Source organism: Streptomyces albidoflavus, assembly GCF_000719955.1.
In the GTDB taxonomy this organism is placed as follows: Bacteria; Actinomycetota; Actinomycetes; order Streptomycetales; family Streptomycetaceae; genus Streptomyces; species Streptomyces albidoflavus.
In genome coordinates this window covers 117,409-138,334 of the sequence record NZ_JOII01000005.1, presented here as the reverse complement: position 1 = coordinate 138,334, position 20,926 = coordinate 117,409, and the positions used below count along the sequence as shown (strand labels likewise).

The following is a 20,926-nucleotide window of genomic DNA, read 5'->3' as shown; positions in this document are numbered from 1 at the left end:
CCGACGAGCGGCTGTGCAGTCGCCCACCGTACTGGGTGGGGCCCGCTCACTCCTCGGCGAGCATCCCCGAACGCAGCCGGGTGAGGATGCGCGACAGCAGCCGGGAGACGTGCATCTGGGAGATTCCGAGCTCGGCGCCGATCTGCGACTGGGTCAGCTCCTGGCCGAACCGCATTTCCACGATGCGCCGTTCACGCTCGTCGAGGGTCTCCAGGAGCGGGGCGAGGGCGTGCAGGTCCTCGACCAGTTCCTGGGCGGGGTCGGGGGCGCCGAGGGTGTCGGCGAGCGAGCGGGGGCTGCCGCCGGCGCGGTTGTCGTCGCCGGACTCGGTGGGGACGTCGAGCGAACCGGCGGTGTAGCCGTTGGCGGCCACGAGGCCCTCGACGACCTCCTCCTCGGTCCGCTCCAGCTTGGCGGCGAGCTCCTTGACGGTGGGCTCGCGGTCCAGCTCGGCGGCGAGCGACTCCTTGGCCTTGGCCATGTCGACGCGCAGCTCCTGGAGCCGGCGCGGGACGTGCACGGCCCAGCTGGTGTCGCGGAAGAACCGCTTGATCTCGCCGACGATGTACGGCACGGCGAAGGTGGTGAACTCCACCTCGCGGGAGAGGTCGAACCGGTCGATCGCCTTGATCAGACCGATCGTGCCGACCTGGACGATGTCCTCCATCTCGCCCGGGCCGCGGTGCCGGAAGCGCCCGGCGGCGTAGCGGACCAGGGAGAGGTTCATCTCGATGAGGGTGTTACGAGCGTACTGGTGCTCGGGCGTACCCTCCTCCAGCGTCTGGAGACGGTCGAAGAAGATCTTCGACAGGTCCCGGGCGTCCTGGGGGGCGATCTTGCCGCCGTCCTCCACCCAGGGCAGGTCCGCGGCCGCGGCGGGACCGCCGGCCGGGGCGGCCTGGGTCCCCTTGACCTGTCGTCCCGCTTCAGTCTGTGCGGACATCGCCGTCATCAGTCCCCTCCAATATCGTGCGCGGCTGGTCGCCGGTGAGTCTGCGACCCGTGTGCCCGGTCAACATGCCCCCAAACCAGCAACCTTGCATCACTGTTCGATAACGGCGCCTTCCCCCGGCGGACCCATGCATGCGCGTCTGCACGGAACTTCTCTGTGCGATACGCGACTCCGCCACCGGGAACTGCTCATTCCGGCCGGGAAGCACCGCTTCCGGGCCACCTTCGCACACCGGCCCCGCCGCTCCGCCACCCGGTGGGCGTGACATCCCTCCCTCTCTTTCTTGACGCGCCCCTGACGCCCCCTCACCCCGCGCTGTGCGATACGTCACCCCTCCGGCCCACCTCCCCCTGCCTCGTGCGGCGGCGCGCCGGTGTCGCCCCGGGCCGCGCGGCGGGGGTGTCCTATCGTGGGCGCGGGCAGGCCGGGCCGCACGCCTCCGGGCCCGGCCCGGGTCGGCTCCGGCGCCCCGCACCACCGAGCCGACCGAGCCAGGAGCCCCGCGCCATGACCTCCGCGCCGCCCGCCGCCCGTCCCCCGTCCGGTTCCCGGCACCGCCGCCGCAAGGTCGTCGCCGCGCTGGTGCTGGTCGCCGCGCTGGTCGGCGGGACCTTCGCGCTCACCCTCGACGGCAGCCGCGACCGGGAGCGGGCACGCGCGGAGCAGACCGCGACCGAGGCGAGCGCGGGCCCCGAGGAGCGGGACGAGGCGCTGCTGCGGCTGGCCCGGCGGGAGAAGGGCGACCCGATGGCGGTGGGGGACGTGGACGCGCCGGTGGTGATGATCGAGTACTCCGACTTCCAGTGCCCGTACTGCGGCCGGTTCGCACGCGAGACCAAGCCGGCGCTCCTGCGCGAGCAGGTCGAGGAGGGCGTGCTGCGCATCGAGTGGCGCAACTTCCCGCTCTTCGGGGAGGAGTCGGAGCGGGCCGCGCTGGCCGCCTGGGCCGCCGGGCAGCAGGGCAAGTTCTGGGAGTTCCACGACCTGGCCTACGCCGAGCCGCGCAAGCGGAACTCCGGCGCCTTCTCCGAGAAGGCCGTGGTGGACATGGCGGAGAAGGCCGGCGTCGGCGACCTGGAGCAGTTCCGCAAGGACCTCGGCGGGGCCGAGGGGCGGGCCGCCCTCGAACGGGACCAGCAGGAGGGCTCGGGGCTCGGCGTCAGCAGCACGCCCGCCTTCCTCGTCAACGGCGAACCCATCCTCGGCGCCCAGCCCGGCTCCACCTTCACCGAGGCCGTCGAGGCGGCCGAGGCGGACGCCCGGAGCAACAGCGAGGCCGCCGGGCCCGACGCCGAGGACGGCGCCAAGTGACCGAGGCCGGGCTGCTGATGGCCTTCCTCGGCGGACTGCTGGCCCTGCTCAGCCCGTGCGGCGCCCTGCTGCTGCCCGCCTTCTTCGCCTACTCCTTCGCCGGCCCGACCCGGCTGCTCCTGCGCACCCTGTTCTTCTACGCGGGGCTCTGCGCCACCCTGGTGCCGCTCGGCGCGGCCGGGGCGCTGGCGGGGCGGCTGCTGACCGGCCACCGCGAGGTGCTGGTGGCCGTCGGCGGGTGGACGCTGGTGGCGCTGGGGCTGGCCCAGATCCTGGGGCTGGGCTTCGGCTCACGCCGGATGCAGCGGGCGGCCGGGGCACGCCGTGACGGCTCGGCCCTGTCGGTGGCGGCGCTCGGCGCGGTCTACGGGCTCGCCGGGTTCTGCGCCGGGCCGATCCTCGGCTCGGTGCTGACCGTCTCGGCGGTGGGCGGCGACCCGGTCCGCGGCGCCCTGCTGCTGGCGGTGTACGCGCTGGGGATGGCGGTGCCGCTCTTCCTGCTGGCGCTGGCCTGGGACCGCTTCGAGCTGGGCCGCCGGCGGTGGCTGCGCGGCCGGGCGGTGCGGCTGGGACCGCTGACCGTGCACTCCACCTCGGCGGCGGGCGGGCTGCTCTTCGTCCTGACCGGGGTGGCCTTCCTGGTCTTCGACGGCATGGCCTCGCTCGGTTCCGTGGTGGACCTGGAGACCGAGTACGCCTGGGAGGAGCGGCTCGCCGAGGTGGGCGCGCTGGTCTCCGACCGCACCGTGCTGCTGGCGCTCTGCGCGGTGGCCGCCGCGGGGGCGCTGGCGGTGCTGCTGCGGCCCGGGCGGCGTACGGCGGAGCCGGCGGCCGAGGAGCCGGAGCGGGCGCCGGAGCCCGCGGGGTCCGGCGGCGGGGGCTGAGCCGGCACCGGGGTACTCAGGTACTTACGCGGATGCCCCGGCCGCACGCCCCCGGCGAGGCTGGGGCGCATGAAGAGAGTGTGGACGACCCTCAAGTGGACGGCGGCGCGGACCGTGCTGCGGACCGTCGGCCGGGCCAGCCGTGGCATCCGGATCGGCTACCGCTTCGGTTTCGACAGCGGCGTGATGCTGGACCACGTGTACGAGAACCGCGCCCGGGGCGTCCTCGGCGTCGGCCGGCTCATCGACCGGGTCTTCCTGGACGCCGTCGGCTGGCGGGCGATCCGGGCCCGTCGTGAGCTGCTGAGCCGGGTGCTGCGCGAGGAGATCGGCCGCCGCGAGGGCGAGGTCTTCGTCCTGGACGTGGCCGCGGGCCCCGGCCGCTACCTCCAGGACCTGGTGGAGCAGACCCCGCCCGGCCGCCTCCGGGTCCTCTGCCGCGACCTGGCCCCGGCCGGGCTGCGCAAGGGCCAGGCGATGGCGGCCGAGCGCGGACTGACCGGCATCACGTACGAGGCCGGGGACGCGCTGGCGCCCGTGGCGCCCGAGGGGCGGGCGCCGGACGTCATCGTGGTGTCGGGCCTGTACGAGCTGCTGCTCGACGACGCCGAGGTGCGGGAGTCGATCGAGCGGCTGCGGGGGCTGCTGGCCGAGGACGGGGTGCTGGTCTTCACCACGCAGACCCGCCATCCGCAGCTGGAGCTGATCGCGGGCGTGCTGACCAACCGGGACGGCGAGCCCTGGGTGATGAAGTGCCGGGACATGGGCCAGGCGGAGGACTGGGCGGCGCTGGCCGGGTTCAAGGAGGTCAGCAGCAGGCGGGAGCGGGTCGGGCTGTTCACCGTGACGCTCTGCCGGGCGTGAGCCCTCGTCCCGGCGCGGGCTCAGGCGGAGCGCTTGCGTGCGGAGGCCGTCTTCTTCTTGGTGGTCGGGGAGGAGGCGGTCTTCTTGGTGCCGGAGCCGGAGGAGGCGGTCTTCTTGGCGGTGGAGGAGCGCCCGGAGCCGCTCTTGCCGCGCGAGGACGAGGCGGCGGACTTCCCGGAGCCGGAGCCGCCGGCCGCCTTCTTCCTGGCCGGGGCGGACTTCTTCTTCGCCCCGGAGCCGGAGCCGGTGGAGGATTTGGCCCGGGTGCCCGTCCTGCGGCGTGAGCTGAGCGAGGTCACCTCGGCGTCCTTGCCCTTCTCTCCGCCCTCTCCGCCGTTCTCCCCGCCCTTCTTCCCGGCGTCCTCGCCCTCCCCCTCGCCCCGCGAGCGCTTCGCCTCGCGGACGCTGCTCTCCAGGGCGGACATGAGGTCGATGACGGTCCCCTCGCCCTGCGCGGGCTCCTTCTCGGGTGCCGGTTCGCGCCCCTCCACCTTGGCGGTGACCATCTCCTCGACCGCCTCGCGGTAGTCGTCGTGGAGCGAGTCGAGGTCGACGTCGCCGAGGGTGTCCATCAGGGCGTCGGCCAGGTCCAGCTCGGCGTCGCGCACGGTCACGTCCGTCTCGGGGGCGGCCTCCTCGGGCGACCGGATCTCGTCGGGCCAGTGCAGGGTGTGCATGGCGATCACGTCGTCGACGACCCGGAGCATGCCCAGCCGCTCCCGCCCGCGCAGCGCGAACTTGGCGATGGCCACCCGCTCGCTGCGCCGCAGGGCCTCGCGCAGGAGGGCGTAGGGCTTGGCGGCGGGGGCGCCGTTGACCATGAGGTAGTAGGCGTTGCCCATCTGGAGCGGGTCGATCCGCTCGGACTCGACGAAGGCGACGATGTCGATGGTGCGGGTGGTGGGCAGGGGCAGGCTCGCCAGGTCCTCCTCGGTGATCGGGATGATGGAGCCGTCCGCGTCCTCGAACCCCTTGCCGATCTCGGAGGAGGGCACCTCCTTCTCCTCCAGCTCGCAGACCTTGCGGTAGCGGATGCGGCCGCCGTCCTCCGTGTGGATCTGGCGGAAGGAGACCGCGTGGCTGACGGTGGCGTTGGCCAGCTTCACGGGGATGCTGACCAGCCCGAACGAGATCGCGCCGTTCCATATCGACTGCACGCTGAGCACCTTCCCGGCGGTCGGTTTGGTGAGGTATCGGCATTGTGCGGTGTTTTCGTGCGATTCTCATCGTATGACGCCCATCACCCATGTGGAGGGGCGGCGGCTCGCGCTCAGCAACCTCGACAAGATCCTCTATCCGGCCACCGGCTTCACCAAGGGTGAGGTGCTGCACTACTACGCCTCCGTGGCCCCGGTCCTCCTGCCGCACCTGCGGGACCGGCCGCTCTCCTTCCTGCGCTATCCGGACGGCGCCGGGGGCGAGACCTTCTTCGCCAAGAACGTGCCGCCCGGTACACCCGACTGGGTGCGGGTGGCGACGGTGCCCCGCTCCGCCCGGGACACCACGAGCGCCCGGCAGGTGGTCGTGGACGACCTGCCGTCCCTGATGTGGGCGGCCAACCTGGTGACCGAGTTCCACACGCCGCAGTGGCGGGCCGAGGCCCCGGCCGTCGCCGACCGGCTCGTCCTGGACCTCGACCCCGGCGAGCCGGCCGGGATCGCCGAGTGCTGCGAGGTGGCGCTGATGCTGCGGGAGCGGCTGGCCGCCGACGGGCTGACCGCCTTCGCCAAGACCTCCGGCTCGAAGGGGCTCCACCTGCTGGCCCCGCTGACCGGCGCCCCCTCGCGCGAGGTGACGGCGTACGCGAAGGAGCTGGCGGTCGCCGCCGGGCAGGCGGCGCCGGAGCTGGTGGTCCACCGGATGGCGAAGCGGCTGCGCGGCGGCAAGGTCTTCGTCGACTTCAGCCAGAACTCCGCCTCGAAGACCACCGCCACCCCCTACACCCTGCGCGCCCGCCCGCACCCCACCGTCTCGGCCCCCCTGACCTGGGAGGAGGTCGCCACCCGGGGCGAGGACGACCGGCTGCCCGGCCTGCGGATCGAGGCGGACGAGGCGGCGGCCCGGGTGGAGCGGTACGGGGACCTGCTGGCACCGCTGGCCACCGGGGAGGCGGCGGCGCCGCTGCCGGGGAGCTGACGGCCAACTCCGCCTCCAAGGCGCGCCGTACGGTCCCGGGCACCCGTCCGGCGGACCGTTCCGGCGGACGGCCTAGCTGACGGTCCGTGCGGTGGCGGGAGGGACATACCCCTCATAGCGTCAGATCTGTCGGAACACCACCTTCGTTCTCTCAAGGAGAGTTCATGTCCCTGCGGTCCCAGGTCATCAAGGTCGGCACGCTCGTCGCCGCCGGCACCCTCGCCCTCGCCGCCCCGGCCGGCGCCCTCGCCCCGACCCCCGAGGACGCCCAGGCGTCGAACCAGGCGGCCGTCGCCGCCCCCAAGGTCTACAAGGGCCGGGTCATCGCCAAGACGGGCCTGATCCTGCGCGACGCCCCGACCCGCGGCGGCGCGGTCGTCGGCACCGTGCCCTACGGCAAGGTCGTCGACATCCGCTGCAAGGTCGAGTCCCGCGACGTGGTGGACGGCAACCCGCGCTGGTACCTGCTGACCAACGGCCGCTGGGCCTGGGGTTCGGCGCGCTACATCGAGAACATCGGCGAGGCCCCGCGCTGGTGCTGACGTAGCCCCACGCGACCAGGAGCCCGGCCGGAGCCCACGAGGCACCGGCCGGGCTCCGGCACGTCCCCGCCCGGCGGCCGCCCGGCAGGGAACACGGCCGCCCGGACATATCGGCGCGCGACGGACATCCCGCCCGATACTTGCTACGTTCCCGCCATGACCGGAACGACGACCGGCCCGACCACCGGTCCCCCGCCGCGCCCGGTCACCCCGGGCCCCGGCCTCCGAGGACCGGCGGCCGACGGGCCGAGCCGGCGCGGGACCGAGTTCTTCCTCCTCCTGGTGGCCGTCCTGCTCTCGGTCTCCGGCTACCTGACAGTGGGCCTGACCCTGCACGGCACGCCGCCGCCGGACACCCTGCGGTACGCCGCCGGGCTCGGCGCGCTGGCCCTGCTGGCCCACGGCGCCGTCCGGCTCACCGCCCCGTACGCCGATCCGCTGCTGCTGCCCATCGCGGTGCTCCTCAACGGCATGGGGCTGGTGCTGATCCACCGTCTGGACCAGGAGACGCCCCACGACCAGGCGGCCGGCTCGCAGCTCGTCTGGTCGACGGCGGGAGCGGCCCTGTTCATCCTGGTGGTGCTGCTCGTCCGCGACCACCGGGTGCTGCGGCGCTACACCTTCCTCTCGGTGGCGGCCGCGCTCACGCTGATGGTGCTGCCGGTCTTCTTCCCGCCGGTCAACGGCGCCCGCATCTGGATCAGGTTCGGCGGGTTCTCCTTCCAGCCCGCCGAGTTCGCCAAGGTGCTGCTCGCCGTCTTCTTCGCCGGGCACCTGGCGGCGGGGCTCGCCGTGCTGCGCGACAGCGGGCGCAAGGTGTGGGGGGTACGGCTGCCGACCGGACGGGCGCTGGGGCCGGTGGCGGCGGTGTGGTTGCTGAGCGTCGGCGTCCTCGTCCTGGAACGGGACCTCGGCACCTCGCTGCTCTTCTTCGGCCTCTTCGTGGTGATGCTCTACGTGGCGACCGGCTGGACGGGGTGGATCACCGTCGGGCTGCTGCTGGCGGGGGCCGGGGCGTGGGCGGTGGGGCGTCTGGAGCCGCACGTGCACGCCCGCGTCACCGACTGGCTCCACCCGCTCGCCTCCATCGAGGCCGGCGAGGGCTCCAGCCAGCTCGCCCAGTCCCTCTTCGCCTTCGCCTCCGGCGGCCTCTTCGGCACCGGCCTGGGCGCCGGCCACTCCGTCCTCATCGGCTTCGCCGCCAAATCCGACTTCATCCTCGCCACCGCCGGCGAGGAACTGGGCTGGGCGGGCCTGGCCGCGCTCTTCGTGCTCTACGGGCTGCTGGTCGAACGGGGTTTCCGGTGCGGGCTGGCGCTGGAGGACCCGTTCGGGCGGCTGCTGGCGACCGGGCTCGCCTCGATCGTGGCGCTCCAGGTCTTCGTCATCGCGGGCGGGGTGACCGGGCTCATCCCGCTGACCGGCATGGCCATGCCCTTCCTCGCCCAGGGCGGCTCCTCGGTGGTGACCAACTGGGTGATCGTGGCGCTGCTGATCCGGCTCAGCGACTCCGCCCGCCGCCAGGCGCCCGCCCTCGCGGAGGCGGACCGGTGACCCGCTGCATCCGCCGCGCGGGCGTGCTCTGCCTCCTCCTGCTGCTGGCACTGCTGGTCCACACCGCCCGCCTCCAGCTCTTCACCGGCGCCGAACTCACCGACAGCTCCGCCAACCGGCGCACCGCCATCACCCGCTACGCCCAGCCGCGCGGCGAGATCCTGGTCGACGGACGCCCCGTCACCGGCTCCCGCGACACCGGCGAACTCCTGCGCTACGAACGGACCTACACCGACGGCCCGCTCTACGCCCCGGTCACCGGCTACGCCTCCCAGCAGTACGGCACCACCCTGCTGGAGGCGGCCGAGGACGGCGTGCTGTCCGGCACCGACCCGGGCCTCGCCCCGCTGCCGCTCTGGAACGACCTGACGGGCGGCCGCAGCCCCGGCGGCAAGGTGGCCACCACCATCAAGGCGGCCGTGCAGAAGGCGGCGTACGAGGGGCTGGCCGGGCGCAAGGGCGCGGTGGCGGCGCTGGAACCGGTCAGCGGCCGGGTCCTCGCCCTGGTCTCCTCGCCCTCCTACGACCCGGGCCGCCTCTCCGGCACCGGTCCGGCGGCGGCCGGGGCGTGGCAGCAGCTGACCCGGGCCGCCGACGAGCCGATGCTGAACCGGGCGATCCGGCAGACCTATCCGCCCGGGTCGGCCTTCAAGGTGGTGACGGCCGCCGCCGCCCTCGACGCGGGCACGGTCACCGACCCGGACGCGCCGACCCGCTCCCCCGACCCGTACACCCTGCCCGGCAGCGAGAAGCAGCTCAGCAACGAGGTGGAGGGGTGTGCGGACGCCTCGCTGCGGTACGCCTTCCAGTGGTCGTGCAACACGGTCTTCGCGGGGCTCGGGGTGCGGGTCGGGCTGGACGGCATGGTCGCCGCCGCCGAACGGTTCGGCTTCAACGACCGGGGGCTGCGCATCCCCTCCCGGGTCGCGCCGAGCACCTTCGCCACCGGGATGGACGAGGCGCAGCTGGCCCTCTCCTCGATCGGGCAGTACGACACCCGGGCCACGCCGCTCCAGATGGCCTCGGTGGCGGCGGCCGTGGCGGCGGGGGGTTCGGTCCGCCCGCCCCGGCTGGTCGAGGGGACCACCACCGGGTCCGGCTCCCCGGTGTGGACCGGCGGGCCGCCCGGCTACCGCCAGGTGATGAACCCCGGGACCGCCTCCGTCCTGCGGCAGCTGATGCGCGACGTCGTCGAGGACGGTACGGGCACCAACGCCGCGATCGAGGGCGCGGAGGTCGGCGGGAAGACCGGCACGGCCCAGCACGGCGTGGGCAACGCGGGCGTCCCGTACGCCTGGTTCATCTCCTGGGCGCGGGACGAGGAGGCGATCGAACCGGCGGTCGCCGTGGCGGTGGTGGTCGAGGACGAGGAGGCGCGGCGGGAGGCGATCAGCGGCGGGGGGACGGCCGCGCCGATCGCCCGCGCCGTGATGGAGGCGGCGCTCGGCCGCTGAGCCGGCGCCGCCTCCCGGTGTTCCCCGTGGTGTTCCCTGTCCCTTCGGGCCGTCAGCTCTCGGCGCCGGCGCGGATGGCGTCGGTGACCTCGCTGACCCGCTCCTGCTCCTCGGCGGCGAACCGCTCGGCGTCCAGCTTCTCGGCGATCTCCTCGTCCTGGGCCATCAGCAGGTCGAGGTTGTGGTCGCCGAGGTCGAAGACACCCATGTCGACGTAGGCCCGCTGGAGGCGTTCGCCCCACAGGCCGATGTCCTTGACGCAGGGGACGATCCGGCTGAACAGCAGCTTGCGGAAGAGGTGCAGGAACTCCGACTGCTCGCTGAACTCGTGGGCCTCGGCCTTGGAGATGCCGAAGTTCTCCAGCACCTCGACGCCGCGCAGCCGGTCGCGCATCAGGTAGCAGCCCTCGATGACGAACTCCTCGCGCTCGCGGAGTTCGGCGTCGGTGAGCTGGCGGTAGTAGTCGCGCAGCGCCATCCGGCCGAAGGCGACGTGCCGGGCCTCGTCCTGCATGACGTAGGCGAGGATCTGCTTGGGCAGCGGCTTGTCGGTGGTGTCGCGGATCATCCCGAAGGCGGCCAGCGCCAGCCCCTCGATGAGGACCTGCATACCGAGGTAGGGCATGTCCCAGCGGGAGTCGCGCAGGGTGTCGCCGAGGAGCGACTGGAGGTTGTCGTTGACCGGGTAGAGCATCCCGATCTTCTCGTGGAGGAACCGCCCGTAGATCTCGGCGTGGCGGGCCTCGTCCATGGTCTGGGTGGCGGAGTAGAACTTGGCGTCCATGTCCGGTACGGACTCCACGATGCGGGCGGCGCAGATCATCGCGCCCTGCTCCCCGTGGAGGAACTGGCTGAACTGCCAGGAGGCGTAGTGCCGCCGCAGCTCGGCCTTGTCACGCTCGGTCATCCGCGCCCAGTGGCGCGTGCCGTGCAGGGTCAGCGCCTCGTCCGGGGTGCCGAGGGGGTCGTACGGGTCGACCTCCAGCTCCCAGTCGATGCGGCGGGCGCCGTCCCACTGCTTGTCCTTGCCCTTCTGGTACAGGGAGAGCAGGCGGTCGCGGCCTTCGTCGTACTCCCAGCTGAAGCGGGCGGCACCCGTCGCCGGGACCTGCCACAGGGGGTCGGAGGGGGGTTCGGTGTAGAGATCGCGAGTCGACACGGCGGCACTCCTCCACTCGGTCCGGGGGAGGCGTGCCGCCGGGCCGGGCGGCAGCGCCCGCTCGCAGGCTCACACGCCCGGGGGGCGTGGTCAACCAGGCGTGCGAGGGGGATTTGCGGCGCTCGGCCGGGCGCCGGGGGTGCGCTGTAACCCTGGGTTACCCCCAGGTCGGGGTGGGGTGTCCTCAAGCGCCGGCCTGGCTCGGTGGCCTCAAGCGCCGGCCGGGCTTGGTTGGCCTCAGACGCCGGCCCGGCTGTGACGGGGCTGAGGTGGCACCTCTGCCACCGGTCACCGATGGCCTCAATCGCCGGCCGGGCTATTGATAGCCCGGCCGGCGATTGAGGCCACTCAAGCCCGGCCGGCGATTGAGGCCACTCGAGCCCGGCCGGCGTTTGAGGCCACCGAGCCCGGCCGGCGTGTGAGGCCCCCCCTCAGTACCGGGCGACGGCCGCCACGCGGCCATCCCCCGTGAGGGTGCCGTCGGGGACGAAGCGGACCTGGGCGTCGCCGTCGAGGGCGGTTTCGACGAGGGTGTCGATGATGTCGGTCTCGGCCGACAGCCCGACCTCGATGTCGATCGGCGGCTCGGTCTCCTCGGGCACCTCCCCGAGATGCAGCCGCCCCTCCTCGTCCACGTGGCCCACGGCCACAAAGCTCTCCTCGACGAGCAGCAGGGACACCCTGCGTTCCGCCACCATCGTCCACACCTCGGGCAGCCCCGAGGTGAACCGCTTGGCGCTGCGGGCGTCGTCGAGGGCGGCCATGTCCCGGCGGACCAGCTCCTTGAACCACTCCTCACGGGCGGGTGCCAGCCGCTCCGCCAGCCGGGGCCCGGTCTCTGTGTCCTGCCCGGCCAGCTCCAGCCGCCCGGCCAGTTCGGCGGCGTGCCGCGAGACCGCTTCGAAGCGGGGCAGCACCTCGGACCCGCCGACCACGAAGAGCGGCAGCGGCTGGGCGTCGAGCGCCCGGGTCAGCCGCTCGTCCACGTCCGTCATGTACTGGCGGACGCGCTCCTCGCGGATGGCGCTGGGGCTGCGGCCGTAGAGCGGACCGGGGATGGCGTCCTCCGGGTCCGGGATCTCCGGCGGGGCCGGGAACCCGTGGTCCTCGACCTCGGTCAGCCGCTCCCCCTCGCCGACCCAGAGGCGGCTCATCTCCTGGTCGAGGACGAGGACGTAGTACGGGCGGGCGTGCAGGCGGGCGTTGACCATCGGGCTGGTCAGGTAGGTGTCCGAGAAGACGATCCGGGTGGGCACCTCCACCGGGGTGGTCAGCTGCCAGGTCTGCAGCTCCTCACCGGGGGCCACCAGCAGGAGCAGCCCGTCCCCGGCGTAGATGATGTCCTCGAACTCCTGGAAAGTCTCCTCCTTGAGGACCTCCTCCAGCTCCAGCCGGGCGTCCCGCTCGACCCCGGGGTCCTCGCGCAGCCGCTTGCGGGCCTCGGAGAGGAGGTTGCGCAGCCGGATGAAGTCCTGGTCGCGCTCGGGCCGGGCCCGGTGCGTCGGCATGAGCAGCGAGACCGCCGGGTAGGGCCGGGGCCTGCGCAACTCCTTCAGCACGGCCGGGGTCAGTTCGCTGGTGTGCATCGACGGCTCCCAGTGCGCTTCGGCGAAAGGTCCACTCCAGGGGAACACCGGCGGGGTGATCCCGCGACTCGCGTGCCCGAGGCCCAGGACGGAAAACGTGGCCCGCGCCGGTCTCCTCCCGCCGGTGCCGGTGCCGGGCGGGTGGGCGACACTGGGCGGGTGAGAACCGAGGACACCGCCTTCGTCGGAGGGCCGCTGGACGGCCGCGTACTGCCCGTGGTGACCGGGCTGACCGGCCAGGTCCCGGCCCGTTACGAGGTGGCCGTCCCCGAGGGCGGCACCCTGGTCTACCTCCGCGAACCGGCCGCCCGCGGCCGCCGCACCGGCATCGTGCGCGGCTGGCTGTACGTGTACGCGCCCGACACCCCGCCCGGCGGGCGCGGGGTGCGCTGGCCCTGGTCGAGGCGGGAGGGCCGCGACTGACCCGCGCCCGTGCGGCGGAACGGGTGACAGCGCCCCCGAGGTGGCCCAGCGCCGGGCGCGGGCCCGCCCCCGGACGCGCAGGCTCACAGGTGCGGGGCAGTACGCGCCCGACACCCCGCCCGGCGGGCGCAGGGTGCGCTGGCCCTGGTCGAGGCGGGAGCCCCGCGACTGACCCGTGCCCGTGCGGCGGAACGGGTGACAGCGCCCCCGAGGTGGCCCAGCGCCGGGCGCGGGGCCGCCCTCGGACGCGCAGGCTCACAGGTGCGGGGCGGAGGGCCTGCCCCGCACCGGGAGGTGCGCGGGTGTCGGGCAGATGGAGGGCGGCCACGACCGCGGCGCTGGCGGCGCTGGCGCTGGGGGCGGCACCGGGAGCTCCGGCGGCCCCCGATCCGGCGGGCGGCAGCCCCGCCCAGCTGCTGACGGAGCTTCAGCGGCTCCACCGGGAACTGGGCGAGGCCACCGAGACGTACCAGGCGACCGCCCGTACCCTCGCCGAGCGGCGGGCCCGCAACAAGCGCCTCGGCACCGGTCTGGCCAAGGCCAGGGTCGCGCTGGCCGAGGGGCGGGACGCGGCGGGGCAGCTGGCGCGGCGGCAGTACCAGGGGGTCGTGGAGGTCTCCCCCACGCTCCGGCTGCTGCTGGCCGCCGACGCGCAGGGCGCCCTCGACCAGGAGCACGTGCTGCGCCGCGCCGCCCGCGACCGGGTGGCGACGGTGGAGCGGCTGACCGCCGCCGAGCGTCGCGCCTCGGGGCTGGCCCGTCAGGCGCGGGCGGCCCTCGACGAGGAGCAGGTCCTGGCGGCCCGGCAGCGCGCCCAGCACCAGGCGGCGCGGGAGAAGCTGGACGAGGTGACGGCGCTGGTCTCCTCCCTCTCCCCGGACCAGCTCGCCGAGGTGGACGGGCTGGAGGCGGAACGCGGCGAGGAGGCCGGGCGGAACCTGGTCGCCGCGGGCGGCCTCAGCTCGGCCTCGGCGGTGCCGACCCGGCGCGGGGAGCGGGCGGTGCGGTTCGCGGTGGACCAGATCGGCAAGCCGTACGTGTGGGGCGCCGAGGGCCCGGACTCCTACGACTGCTCGGGGCTGACCCAGCGGGCCTGGGCGTCGGCGGGCACCGGGGTACCGCGCACCAGCCAGGAGCAGTGGGCCGAACTGGACCGGGTCCCGCTCCGCGAGCTCCGCCCCGGCGACCTGGTCGTCTACTTCCCCGAGGCCACCCACGTCGCCCTCTACCTCGGCGACGGCCTGGTCGTCCACGCCCCCCGCCCCGGCGCCGCCGTCAAGGTCTCCCCCGTCGCCGCCAACCCGGTCCTCGGCGCGGTCCGCCCCGACCCGGACGGGCCCCCGGTCCCGGAGTACGAGCCGCCGACCTTGCCGGAAGGCGCACGCGAGGGCTCGGACACGGGGTACGCGCAGAAGGCGCCGCCGGAGAGCTGAGGCGCTGCAGGACGGCCCCATGGACCGCGCACGGCGGCATGATCCGGGTGCGGCTCCACCTCCGGCCCGCCTGGGAGACACGTCCCGGCACACGGATCACGATGCACGAGGACAGCACGGTGGCGGGCACCGCGGTCGTACTGGAGGTGCGGCCCCCGGCTCAGCGTCGGCTCCCCGACGACCCACCGGGGAACGAACCGTCCACGAAGGGGTGTCGGTAGGCGTACCGGGCGACGTGGGCCTGGTCGCGGTGGGCCTGCTCGATGAGGAGCCCGTCGGCGTTGTACGTGGTGCGGTTGCGACGGCGCAGCACGGTGACGGCGGAGAGCAGGGCCGCGCCGAACATGAGCACGAGAAAGACGACGACACTGACCATGTGAACCCCCGTCACACACCCCGGCCCGCAGGCACCGGCCGGGTCCGGGCACCAGCGTCACAGAGGAGACCGGGCGCGTAAAGAGAACGTAAAGACGCGTGGCGCGAAATGATCGTCTTTACGCCGAGAGCCGCCCCCGGAGGCGTTCCGGTGGGCGGCTCTTCGCGTCGTGCTCGGGGGCTTCGGTCAGGCGGCGTCCGCCTGGGCGACCTCGGCCAGGTACGCCTCCGTCTTCTCCGGGTCGAAGAAGAAGTTGTCGAAGTCGGCCGGGTTGTCGAAGCCGTTGGCGAAGCGGTCGGCGACCTGCTGGTACCGCATGCCGGAGCCGATCAGCTTCAGCACGTGCTCCGGCGGGACGCCGAGCATGGCGTTGGTCCACTTGACGACGTGCTGGGCGGTGTTCCAGTAGCCGTCGAAGGTGGCCTGCATCCACTCCTCGTCGAACGGGCGGTCGCCGTGTCCGAGGATCGAGGAGAGGTACGAGGCCGCGCACTTGGAGGCCGAGTTGGAGCCCTGCCCGGTGATCGGGTCGTTGGCGACGACCACGTCCGCGACGCCGAGGACCAGGCCGCCCGAGGGGAGCCGGCCGATCGGCTTGCGCACGGTGGGCGCGTACCGGCCGGCGAGGGTGCCGCCCGCGTCGGTCAGCTCGACCTGGGTGGAGCGCGCGTACTCCCAGGGCGTGAACTTCTCCATCAGCTCCAGGGTGAGCGCCAGGTGCTCGGAGGGGTCCTTGATGCCCTTGAAGGCGTCGAGGGGTCCGCCGGGTATGCCCTCCCAGAAGAGGATGTCGGCCCGTCCGGAGGTGGTGTAGGTCGGCATCACGAAGAGCTCGCCGACGCCGGGGACGAGGTTGCAGCGGACCGCGTCGAAGTCGGGGTGCTCGGGGCGCGGGCCCATGCCGTGCACGTAGGCGACGGAGAGGGCGCGCTGCGGGGTGGTGAACGGGGAGCGCGAGGCGTCCCGTTCGAACATCGAGACCAGTTCGCCCTTGCCCGCCGAGACCATGACCAGGTCGTACGTGCGGGCGAAGTAGTCGAGGTCGGAGACGGCGGCGCCGTGGATGACGACCTGGCCGCCGCGCTCGGCGAAGGTCTCCATCCAGCCGGCCATCTTCACCCGCTGGTCGACGGACTGGGCGTGGCCGTCGAGCATGCCGACCCAGTCGACGGCGCGCGAGGAGTCGGGGCCGGCGACGGAGACGCCGAGCCCCTTGATCTTCGGGGCCTGCGACTCCCAGAAGTTGGCCTGTATGTCCCGCTCGTGCTGGAGGGCGGTGTGGAACATGCACTGGGTCGACATGACCCGCCCGGTCCGGATCTCGTCGGCGGTGCGGTTCGACATGAGGGTGACCTCATAGCCGTTGGCCTGGAGTCCGAGGGCGAGCTGGAGCCCGGACTGGCCGGCTCCGACGATCAGTATTCTCCGCATGGCGGGTTCTCCTTGCGTTGCGCGCGCCGCGGCCGGTCCGCCGCGGCGCGCCTGCTGCTATTCGGGGGTGACGTCGAGCGCGTGGCCGACCAGCGCGAGCAGCGTCTCGATGGCCGAGACCCGCATGCGGGCGTCCATGACGATCACAGGGATGTGGGGCGGCACTGTCAAGGCCTCCCGCACGTCCTCGGGCTCGAACTTGGTACTCCCGTCGAAGTGGTTGACGGCGACGACGTAGGGCAGCCCACAGCTCTCGAAGTAGTCGAGGGCGGGGAAGCAGTCGGAGAGCCGCCGGGTGTCGGCGAGGACGACGGCGCCGATGGCACCGCGGACCAGGTCGTCCCACATGAACCAGAACCGCTGCTGCCCCGGCGTGCCGAACAGGTACAGGACCAGGTCGTCGTCGAGGGTGATGCGGCCGAAGTCCATGGCGACGGTGGTCGTCGTCTTGTCCGGCGTCTCGCTGAGGTCGTCGGTCTCCTCGCTGGCCTGCGTCATCAGCGCCTCGGTCTGCAGCGGAGTGATCTCCGAGACCGTGGTGACGAGCGTCGTCTTGCCGACACCGAAGCCGCCCGCCACCACGATCTTGGTGGCTATGGGGGCCCGGGTCTTGTCCCGCTGCCAGGGCTGGAGGGTCTCCTCCGACTCGTCGGCGGGGAGGAGGTCAGAGACGGCGGAGTCCATTCAGCACCCTTTCGAGCAGTGCGCGATCGGGCTGGCCCGGGCCGTGCCCGTTGCCGTACACGCGGATCTTTCCCTGGTCGGCGAGGTCGCTGAGGAGCACTCTCACCACGCCGAGCGGCATCTTCAGCATCGCCGCGATCTCGGCGACGGTGCGCATGCGCCGGCAGAGTTCCACGATCGCCTGCATCTCGGGCATGATCCGGGCCGCGCCGAACGTGCCGTTGGGCAGTTCCTTGCGCTCCTCGGGTGCCTCCAGGGCGGCGACGAAGGTCTCCACGAGCAGGACGTGCCCGAACCGGGTCCGGCCGCCGGTCAGCGAGTACGGGCGGACGCGGGCGGGTTTACGCTCCCCGCCCCGGCGGGGCAGCTTGGCGGTGCTCACTTGGCGCTCTCCATCGACTGGCGAAGTTCACTGCGGAGTTCGGGGGTGAGCACGTGCCCGGCCCGGCCCACGAACAGCGCCATGTGGTACGCGACGATGCTCATGTCGCAGTCGGGGGTGGCGTGGACACCGAGCAGCGAGCCGTCACTGATGGACATGACGAAGAGGCTGCCCTCCTCCATGGCGACCATCGTCTGCTTGACGTTGCCGGCCTCCATGAGCTTGGACGCCCCGATGGTGAGGCTGCCGACGCCGGAGACGATGGTGGCGAGGTCGGCGCTGGACCCCTTGGGCCCCTGCGGGGCCTCTCTCGTGGCGGGCTCGTTTCTCCCCGGGTCGGAGGAGAGCAGCATCAGCCCGTCGGAGGAGACCACCGCGACCGAATTGAGGCCCGGCACCTCCTCCACGAGGTTGGTCAGCAGCCAGTGCAGGTTCCGTGCTTCTGAGCTGAGACCGTTCTGACGGGAAGTAGCGGATGTCGGACTGGACGCAGTCAACTGCGAGCCTCCTCGGCTGAGTCCCCCTGAGCTTCACCGGTTGGTCCTGACAGGCCGGGCTGCTCCGCGATCTCGGCTTCGACATCGCGGCGGCCGGCCTGGGCCCCCGAGTGGAATCCGCCCAGCCGCTGCCGCAGTTTCTCGGCGTCGACACCGCCGGCGCGCTTCTTCGGCGCGGCGGTCGGGGCGGTCAGCTTGGGGGTGCGCTTGGGCAGTCCCTTGTCCGTGACCCGATCGGCGGGTTCGGCGGGCTGCTGGTCGAGGGCCGGCCTGGGGGCCGGCACGGAGTCGGACGGGGCGGCTGCCTCGTCGCGGGTGCGCTCGTGCGCGTCGGGCCCTATCGCGTACGGACCCGGGGCGGCGGGCTCGTCGGCCTCGCGCCCATCCTCGGCGGCGGCCTTCTCGGCGGCCCCCGGCTCCTCGGCGGCGGGCTGCTCGCGGCGCGGGGAGGGGAGGTACAGCTCCATCGTCGTCTCGGGGGAGGCTGCCGGGGTCCCGGCGGCGGGCGCCTCGGCCTCGGGCACGGCCTCGGCGGCGGCCGGTGCGGACTCCTCGGCGAGGGCCGCGGACTGCTCGCCGGCCGGGGTGGCGGGCTCGGCCGGCGCCTCGGCGTCGGGCACCTCTGCGGTGGCCTCGGCCGGCTCGGTCGCCTCGGCCGCCTTGGCGGTGCCGGACCGGTCCGCGGGCTCGCCGCGTTCCCGTACGGCCTTCTCGGCGGCGGCGATGACCCGGTCGGTGGAGCCGCGGGCCAGCGAGTCGTCGTCGGGGGCGTCGCGGCGCGGGGCGGGCAGGACGTTGGAGTTGGCCTCGGCGTCGACGCCCGGCAGCTGGACCGGGGCGGAGCCGCCCGCGGTGTCGGCGGAGGCGGGCAGGGTGCCCGAGGGGGCGGCGGCCAGGATCGACTTGGGCAGCACCACGACGCTGGTGACGCCGCCCTGCTGCTGGGTGCGGAGCTGGACGCGGATGCCGTGCCGGGCCGCGATGCGGGCCACCACGTACAGGCCGAGCCCGAGGCCGCCGTCGCCGTCCGGCTCGTAGAGGCCGTCGGTGCCGACGTGGGCGAGGCGCTTGTTGAGTTCGGCGAGGCGCTCCTCGGCCATGCCGATGCCCTCGTCCTGGACGGAGAGCATGACCTCGCCGCTCTCCAGCAGCCAGCCGGAGACCTCGACCTGGGCGTCGGGCGGGGAGAACGAGGTGGCGTTCTCCATCAGCTCGGCGAGCAGATGGCTGAGGTCGTCGGCGGCGAAGCCCGCGAGGTGCGAGTGCGGGGGCAGCGTGGAGATGCGGATGCGCTCGTACCGCTCGGTCTCGCTGACGGCGGCGCGGGCGACGTCGACCAGCGGGACCGGGCCCGCGTGGCTGTGGCCGTGCTCGGCGCCCGCGAGGACCAGCAGGTTCTCGCTGTGGCGGCGCATCACGGTGGCGAAGTGGTCGAGCTTGAAGAGGGTGGCGAGGCGGTCGGGGTCCTGCTCGCTCTCCTCCAGGTTCTCGATCACCGTCAGCTGCCGCTCGACCAGGCCGAGCGAGCGCAGCGCCAGGTTGACGAAGGTGCCGTGGATGGACTGGCGGGCCCGCTCCAGGTGGGCGGTGGAGGCGGCCAGCTCCTTGCGGAGGGCGTCGCGCTCCTCGGCCATCGAGACCCGCTCGCCGACCAGGTGCTTACGGTCGGTCTCCAGGCCGGTGAGCCGCTCGTGCAGGCCGGTGAGGTGGGCGTGGAGGGCGTTGACCGAGCGGACGACCTCGGCGAACTCGTCGTTGCGGCCGGTGAACTTGACCGGCTCCTCGCCCGCCGGGTCGGCGGCGAGACGGGCGGTGCCCAGGCGCAGCACGGCCAGCGGCCGGGTCAGCGAGCGGGCCATGCCCATGCTCATGCCGACCGCGAGGAGCAGGCAGAGCCCGACCAGCCCGATCTGGATCTCCAGGGCGAGCACGTCCTCGTCGCGCTGCTCGGCGAGCTGCCCGGTGCGGGCCGCCGCCAGCGCGTTCTCCACGCCGCGCATCTGCTCGATGCGGGCGGTGAGGGCGGCGTCGACCTTGTCGGGCTTGAGCGCGGCGTCCTCGTCGGAGAGGGTCGGCGCGCTGGTGAGCCGCGCCAGGTACTTCTCGGCGGTGGTCACCTCGGGTCCGCTGACCGTGTTCCGGTACGACGCCTTGTTCTCCGGGGAGGCGCCCCGCTCGAACGCCGCCAGCGCGGCCCGCTCGGCGACCTGCGCCTGCTGGGCGGCGGCACTGAGGGCGTTGCGGGTCCTCGTCTCCTCGGCGGTCCCAGCCTGGGTCTGCACGGGCAGGCCGGTGACGGGGTCGACGCCGGTCTGCGAGGTGCTGCTCGGCACGGCGAGGGCGGCGAGCAGCAGGCCCCGGGTGGCGGTGGCCTGCTCGACGGCGCGGTCGAGGTCGTTGAGGGCGAGCCGGCCGGGGCCGCTGCGCGTGGGGAGCTTCGCGACCAGTTCCTGGGCGGTGCTGTGGAGTTCGTTGATCGCGGTCGCGTAGGCGTTGTGCGCGTCTAGGGCGTCGCCCTTGCCGGTCAGCGCCTGGCGGCGGACGGCGCCGATGGTGTCCAGGGTCTCCCGCAGGGTGTCCGGGGCGCCCTCGCGGATCTCCTCGACCTGCCGGTCCACCCGGGAGCTGCGCTTCTCGGAGAGGCCGCTGCCCTCGGGCCGTCCGGCCGCGATGTAGGCGGTGACCTCGTCGCGTTCGTCGGCCAGCGAGTGGGAGAGCGTCACCGCCTGCTGGGTCAGTTCGGAGAACTCCACCAGTTCCTGGGCGTCCGTGGCCTGCCCGGAGGCGGCGACGACCGACGGGACGCCCGCGCCCGCGACGGCGGCCGCGACCACCGCGACGGCGATGATCAGGCGGTTGCGCACGCGGGCCTTGCGTGCGGGACGGGCGGTGGTTTCGGGGGTCGGGGTGGCGGCTTCCGCCTGGTCGCCCGTCCGGACGTCCTTGCCCCGAGGCCTCTTCTTCTGCACCGGTGCTCGCATTCTTGACTCGTCTACCCAAGGGCCCGGGTGACGTCCTGTCAGCACGAGCTCCCTTCCGGAACGGCTCTCGACCCTCCCAGTGCGTGTGAGCAGTGGTCGCGCATCGTCTGCCGGGCCACCCGAAGGAGTGAACATCGACCGGGAGTTGGCGGGCAAGTCTCCCCCTCCCCCGCTGACGACGCACACGGGGCGCCGGTTGGACGTTACCGGTCCGCTTTGGCAGGATGCCCCGCCCCCGTAGAGCCGGAGTTGATCATTCCAGGTAAAACCCGGCGGC

19 protein-coding genes are annotated in these 20,926 nt (G+C 73.4%); 9 read left to right on the top strand and 10 right to left on the bottom strand.

Translation table 11 applies throughout. The annotated features are described in order from the left end of the window. Positions 1–46 precede the first annotated feature (46 nt). Positions 47–952, bottom strand: coding sequence for an RNA polymerase sigma factor SigF (locus IF45_RS0107240; RefSeq protein ID WP_008415243.1), 906 nt, complete (start codon positions 950–952; stop codon positions 47–49). A gap of 507 nt (positions 953–1,459) precedes the next feature. Between IF45_RS0107240 and IF45_RS0107235 the strand changes: the two genes are divergently transcribed. The 3 genes from IF45_RS0107235 to IF45_RS0107225 all read left to right on the top strand — a co-directional run bounded on the left by IF45_RS0107235 (position 1,460) and on the right by IF45_RS0107225 (position 4,011). Beyond that, entirely contained in the window at positions 1,460–2,263 is an 804-nt protein-coding gene (locus tag IF45_RS0107235) for a DsbA family protein (RefSeq protein ID WP_030306311.1), read from the top strand. Then, a complete protein-coding gene (locus IF45_RS0107230) occupies positions 2,260–3,147 on the top strand; it encodes a cytochrome c biogenesis CcdA family protein (RefSeq protein ID WP_030306310.1) in 888 nt (295 codons plus the stop codon). The genes IF45_RS0107235 and IF45_RS0107230 overlap by 4 nt, the downstream gene beginning before the upstream one ends. 69 nt (positions 3,148–3,216) lie before the next feature. Further along, entirely contained in the window at positions 3,217–4,011 is a 795-nt protein-coding gene (locus IF45_RS0107225; protein WP_030306308.1) for a class I SAM-dependent methyltransferase family protein, read from the top strand. 20 nt (positions 4,012–4,031) lie between these two features. Here the strand turns inward: IF45_RS0107225 and ku are convergent, their stop codons facing one another. Further along, on the bottom strand, positions 4,032–5,168 hold the full coding sequence (gene ku, locus IF45_RS0107220; protein WP_030306306.1) for a non-homologous end joining protein Ku: 1,137 nt from the start codon (positions 5,166–5,168) through the stop codon (positions 4,032–4,034). A gap of 73 nt (positions 5,169–5,241) precedes the next feature. On the opposite strand from ku, the gene ligD reads away from it, so the two are divergent. From ligD to IF45_RS0107200, 4 genes are all read left to right on the top strand, one after another. Continuing rightward, positions 5,242–6,147, top strand: a complete 906-nt coding sequence (ligD, locus tag IF45_RS0107215; RefSeq protein ID WP_003950849.1) for a non-homologous end-joining DNA ligase — start codon at positions 5,242–5,244, stop codon at positions 6,145–6,147. Between the two features lie 164 nt (positions 6,148–6,311). After that, on the top strand, positions 6,312–6,689 hold the full coding sequence (locus IF45_RS0107210; RefSeq protein WP_003950848.1) for an SH3 domain-containing protein: 378 nt from the start codon (positions 6,312–6,314) through the stop codon (positions 6,687–6,689). 156 nt (positions 6,690–6,845) lie between these two features. Then, positions 6,846–8,243, top strand: coding sequence for an FtsW/RodA/SpoVE family cell cycle protein (locus IF45_RS0107205; protein ID WP_030306304.1), 1,398 nt, complete (start codon positions 6,846–6,848; stop codon positions 8,241–8,243). Continuing rightward, a complete protein-coding gene (locus IF45_RS0107200; protein WP_003950846.1) occupies positions 8,240–9,697 on the top strand; it encodes a penicillin-binding transpeptidase domain-containing protein in 1,458 nt (485 codons plus the stop codon). Before IF45_RS0107205 ends, IF45_RS0107200 begins: the two co-directional genes overlap by 4 nt. A 52-nt stretch (positions 9,698–9,749) precedes the next feature. On the opposite strand, the gene IF45_RS0107195 is transcribed toward IF45_RS0107200, so the two are convergent. Both IF45_RS0107195 and IF45_RS0107190 read right to left on the bottom strand, forming a co-directional pair. Further along, the gene (locus IF45_RS0107195; protein ID WP_003950845.1) at positions 9,750–10,856 is read right to left on the bottom strand and encodes a ferritin-like domain-containing protein; all 1,107 of its coding nucleotides are present in this window, start codon (positions 10,854–10,856) and stop codon (positions 9,750–9,752) included. A 431-nt stretch (positions 10,857–11,287) separates the two neighbouring features. Then, positions 11,288–12,442, bottom strand: a complete 1,155-nt coding sequence (locus IF45_RS0107190; RefSeq protein ID WP_030306303.1) for a baeRF3 domain-containing protein — start codon at positions 12,440–12,442, stop codon at positions 11,288–11,290. 159 nt (positions 12,443–12,601) lie between these two features. On the opposite strand from IF45_RS0107190, the gene IF45_RS0107185 reads away from it, so the two are divergent. Both IF45_RS0107185 and IF45_RS0107180 read left to right on the top strand, forming a co-directional pair. Then, positions 12,602–12,865 (top strand): DUF8847 domain-containing protein, encoded by a 264-nt coding sequence (locus tag IF45_RS0107185; protein WP_030306301.1) that lies wholly within the window; start codon positions 12,602–12,604, stop codon positions 12,863–12,865. Between the two features lie 302 nt (positions 12,866–13,167). Further along, positions 13,168–14,298: a C40 family peptidase gene (locus IF45_RS0107180; protein WP_030306299.1), complete on the top strand. Its 1,131-nt coding sequence runs from the start codon at positions 13,168–13,170 to the stop codon at positions 14,296–14,298. Between the two features lie 160 nt (positions 14,299–14,458). Here the strand turns inward: IF45_RS0107180 and IF45_RS0107175 are convergent, their stop codons facing one another. The 6 genes from IF45_RS0107175 to IF45_RS0107150 form a co-directional block, all read right to left on the bottom strand. After that, entirely contained in the window at positions 14,459–14,674 is a 216-nt protein-coding gene (locus IF45_RS0107175) for a hypothetical protein (RefSeq protein WP_030306297.1), read from the bottom strand. A 186-nt stretch (positions 14,675–14,860) separates the two neighbouring features. Further along, on the bottom strand, positions 14,861–16,105 hold the full coding sequence (locus IF45_RS0107170) for a styrene monooxygenase/indole monooxygenase family protein (protein WP_008415269.1): 1,245 nt from the start codon (positions 16,103–16,105) through the stop codon (positions 14,861–14,863). Positions 16,106–16,162: 57 nt separating this feature from the next. Beyond that, positions 16,163–16,789: a GTP-binding protein gene (locus IF45_RS0107165; protein WP_003950838.1), complete on the bottom strand. Its 627-nt coding sequence runs from the start codon at positions 16,787–16,789 to the stop codon at positions 16,163–16,165. Continuing rightward, positions 16,770–17,171, bottom strand: a complete 402-nt coding sequence (locus tag IF45_RS0107160) for a DUF742 domain-containing protein (RefSeq protein WP_003950837.1) — start codon at positions 17,169–17,171, stop codon at positions 16,770–16,772. The genes IF45_RS0107165 and IF45_RS0107160 overlap by 20 nt, the downstream gene beginning before the upstream one ends. Further along, positions 17,168–17,668 carry a roadblock/LC7 domain-containing protein gene (locus IF45_RS0107155; protein ID WP_015507103.1) on the bottom strand — a complete coding sequence of 167 codons (501 nt, stop codon included), beginning with the start codon at positions 17,666–17,668 and terminating at the stop codon, positions 17,168–17,170. The genes IF45_RS0107160 and IF45_RS0107155 overlap by 4 nt, the downstream gene beginning before the upstream one ends. After that, entirely contained in the window at positions 17,665–20,637 is a 2,973-nt protein-coding gene (locus tag IF45_RS0107150; RefSeq protein WP_030306295.1) for a sensor histidine kinase, read from the bottom strand. The genes IF45_RS0107155 and IF45_RS0107150 overlap by 4 nt, the downstream gene beginning before the upstream one ends. Positions 20,638–20,926 lie beyond the last annotated feature (289 nt).

Bases quoted from the DNA above. Each gene is read 5' to 3' on its own strand.
- IF45_RS0107240 (WP_008415243.1), bottom strand. From the start codon at position 952: ATGACGGCGATGTCCGCACAGACTGAAGCGGGACGACAGGTCAAGGGG.
- IF45_RS0107235 (WP_030306311.1), top strand. From the start codon at position 1,460: ATGACCTCCGCGCCGCCCGCCGCCCGTCCCCCGTCCGGTTCCCGGCAC.
- IF45_RS0107225 (WP_030306308.1), top strand. From the start codon at position 3,217: ATGAAGAGAGTGTGGACGACCCTCAAGTGGACGGCGGCGCGGACCGTG.
- ligD (WP_003950849.1), top strand. From the start codon at position 5,242: ATGACGCCCATCACCCATGTGGAGGGGCGGCGGCTCGCGCTCAGCAAC.
- IF45_RS0107210 (WP_003950848.1), top strand. From the start codon at position 6,312: ATGTCCCTGCGGTCCCAGGTCATCAAGGTCGGCACGCTCGTCGCCGCC.
- IF45_RS0107205 (WP_030306304.1), top strand. From the start codon at position 6,846: ATGACCGGAACGACGACCGGCCCGACCACCGGTCCCCCGCCGCGCCCG.
- IF45_RS0107190 (WP_030306303.1), bottom strand. From the start codon at position 12,442: ATGCACACCAGCGAACTGACCCCGGCCGTGCTGAAGGAGTTGCGCAGG.
- IF45_RS0107175 (WP_030306297.1), bottom strand. From the start codon at position 14,674: ATGGTCAGTGTCGTCGTCTTTCTCGTGCTCATGTTCGGCGCGGCCCTG.
- IF45_RS0107170 (WP_008415269.1), bottom strand. From the start codon at position 16,105: ATGCGGAGAATACTGATCGTCGGAGCCGGCCAGTCCGGGCTCCAGCTC.
- IF45_RS0107165 (WP_003950838.1), bottom strand. From the start codon at position 16,789: ATGGACTCCGCCGTCTCTGACCTCCTCCCCGCCGACGAGTCGGAGGAG.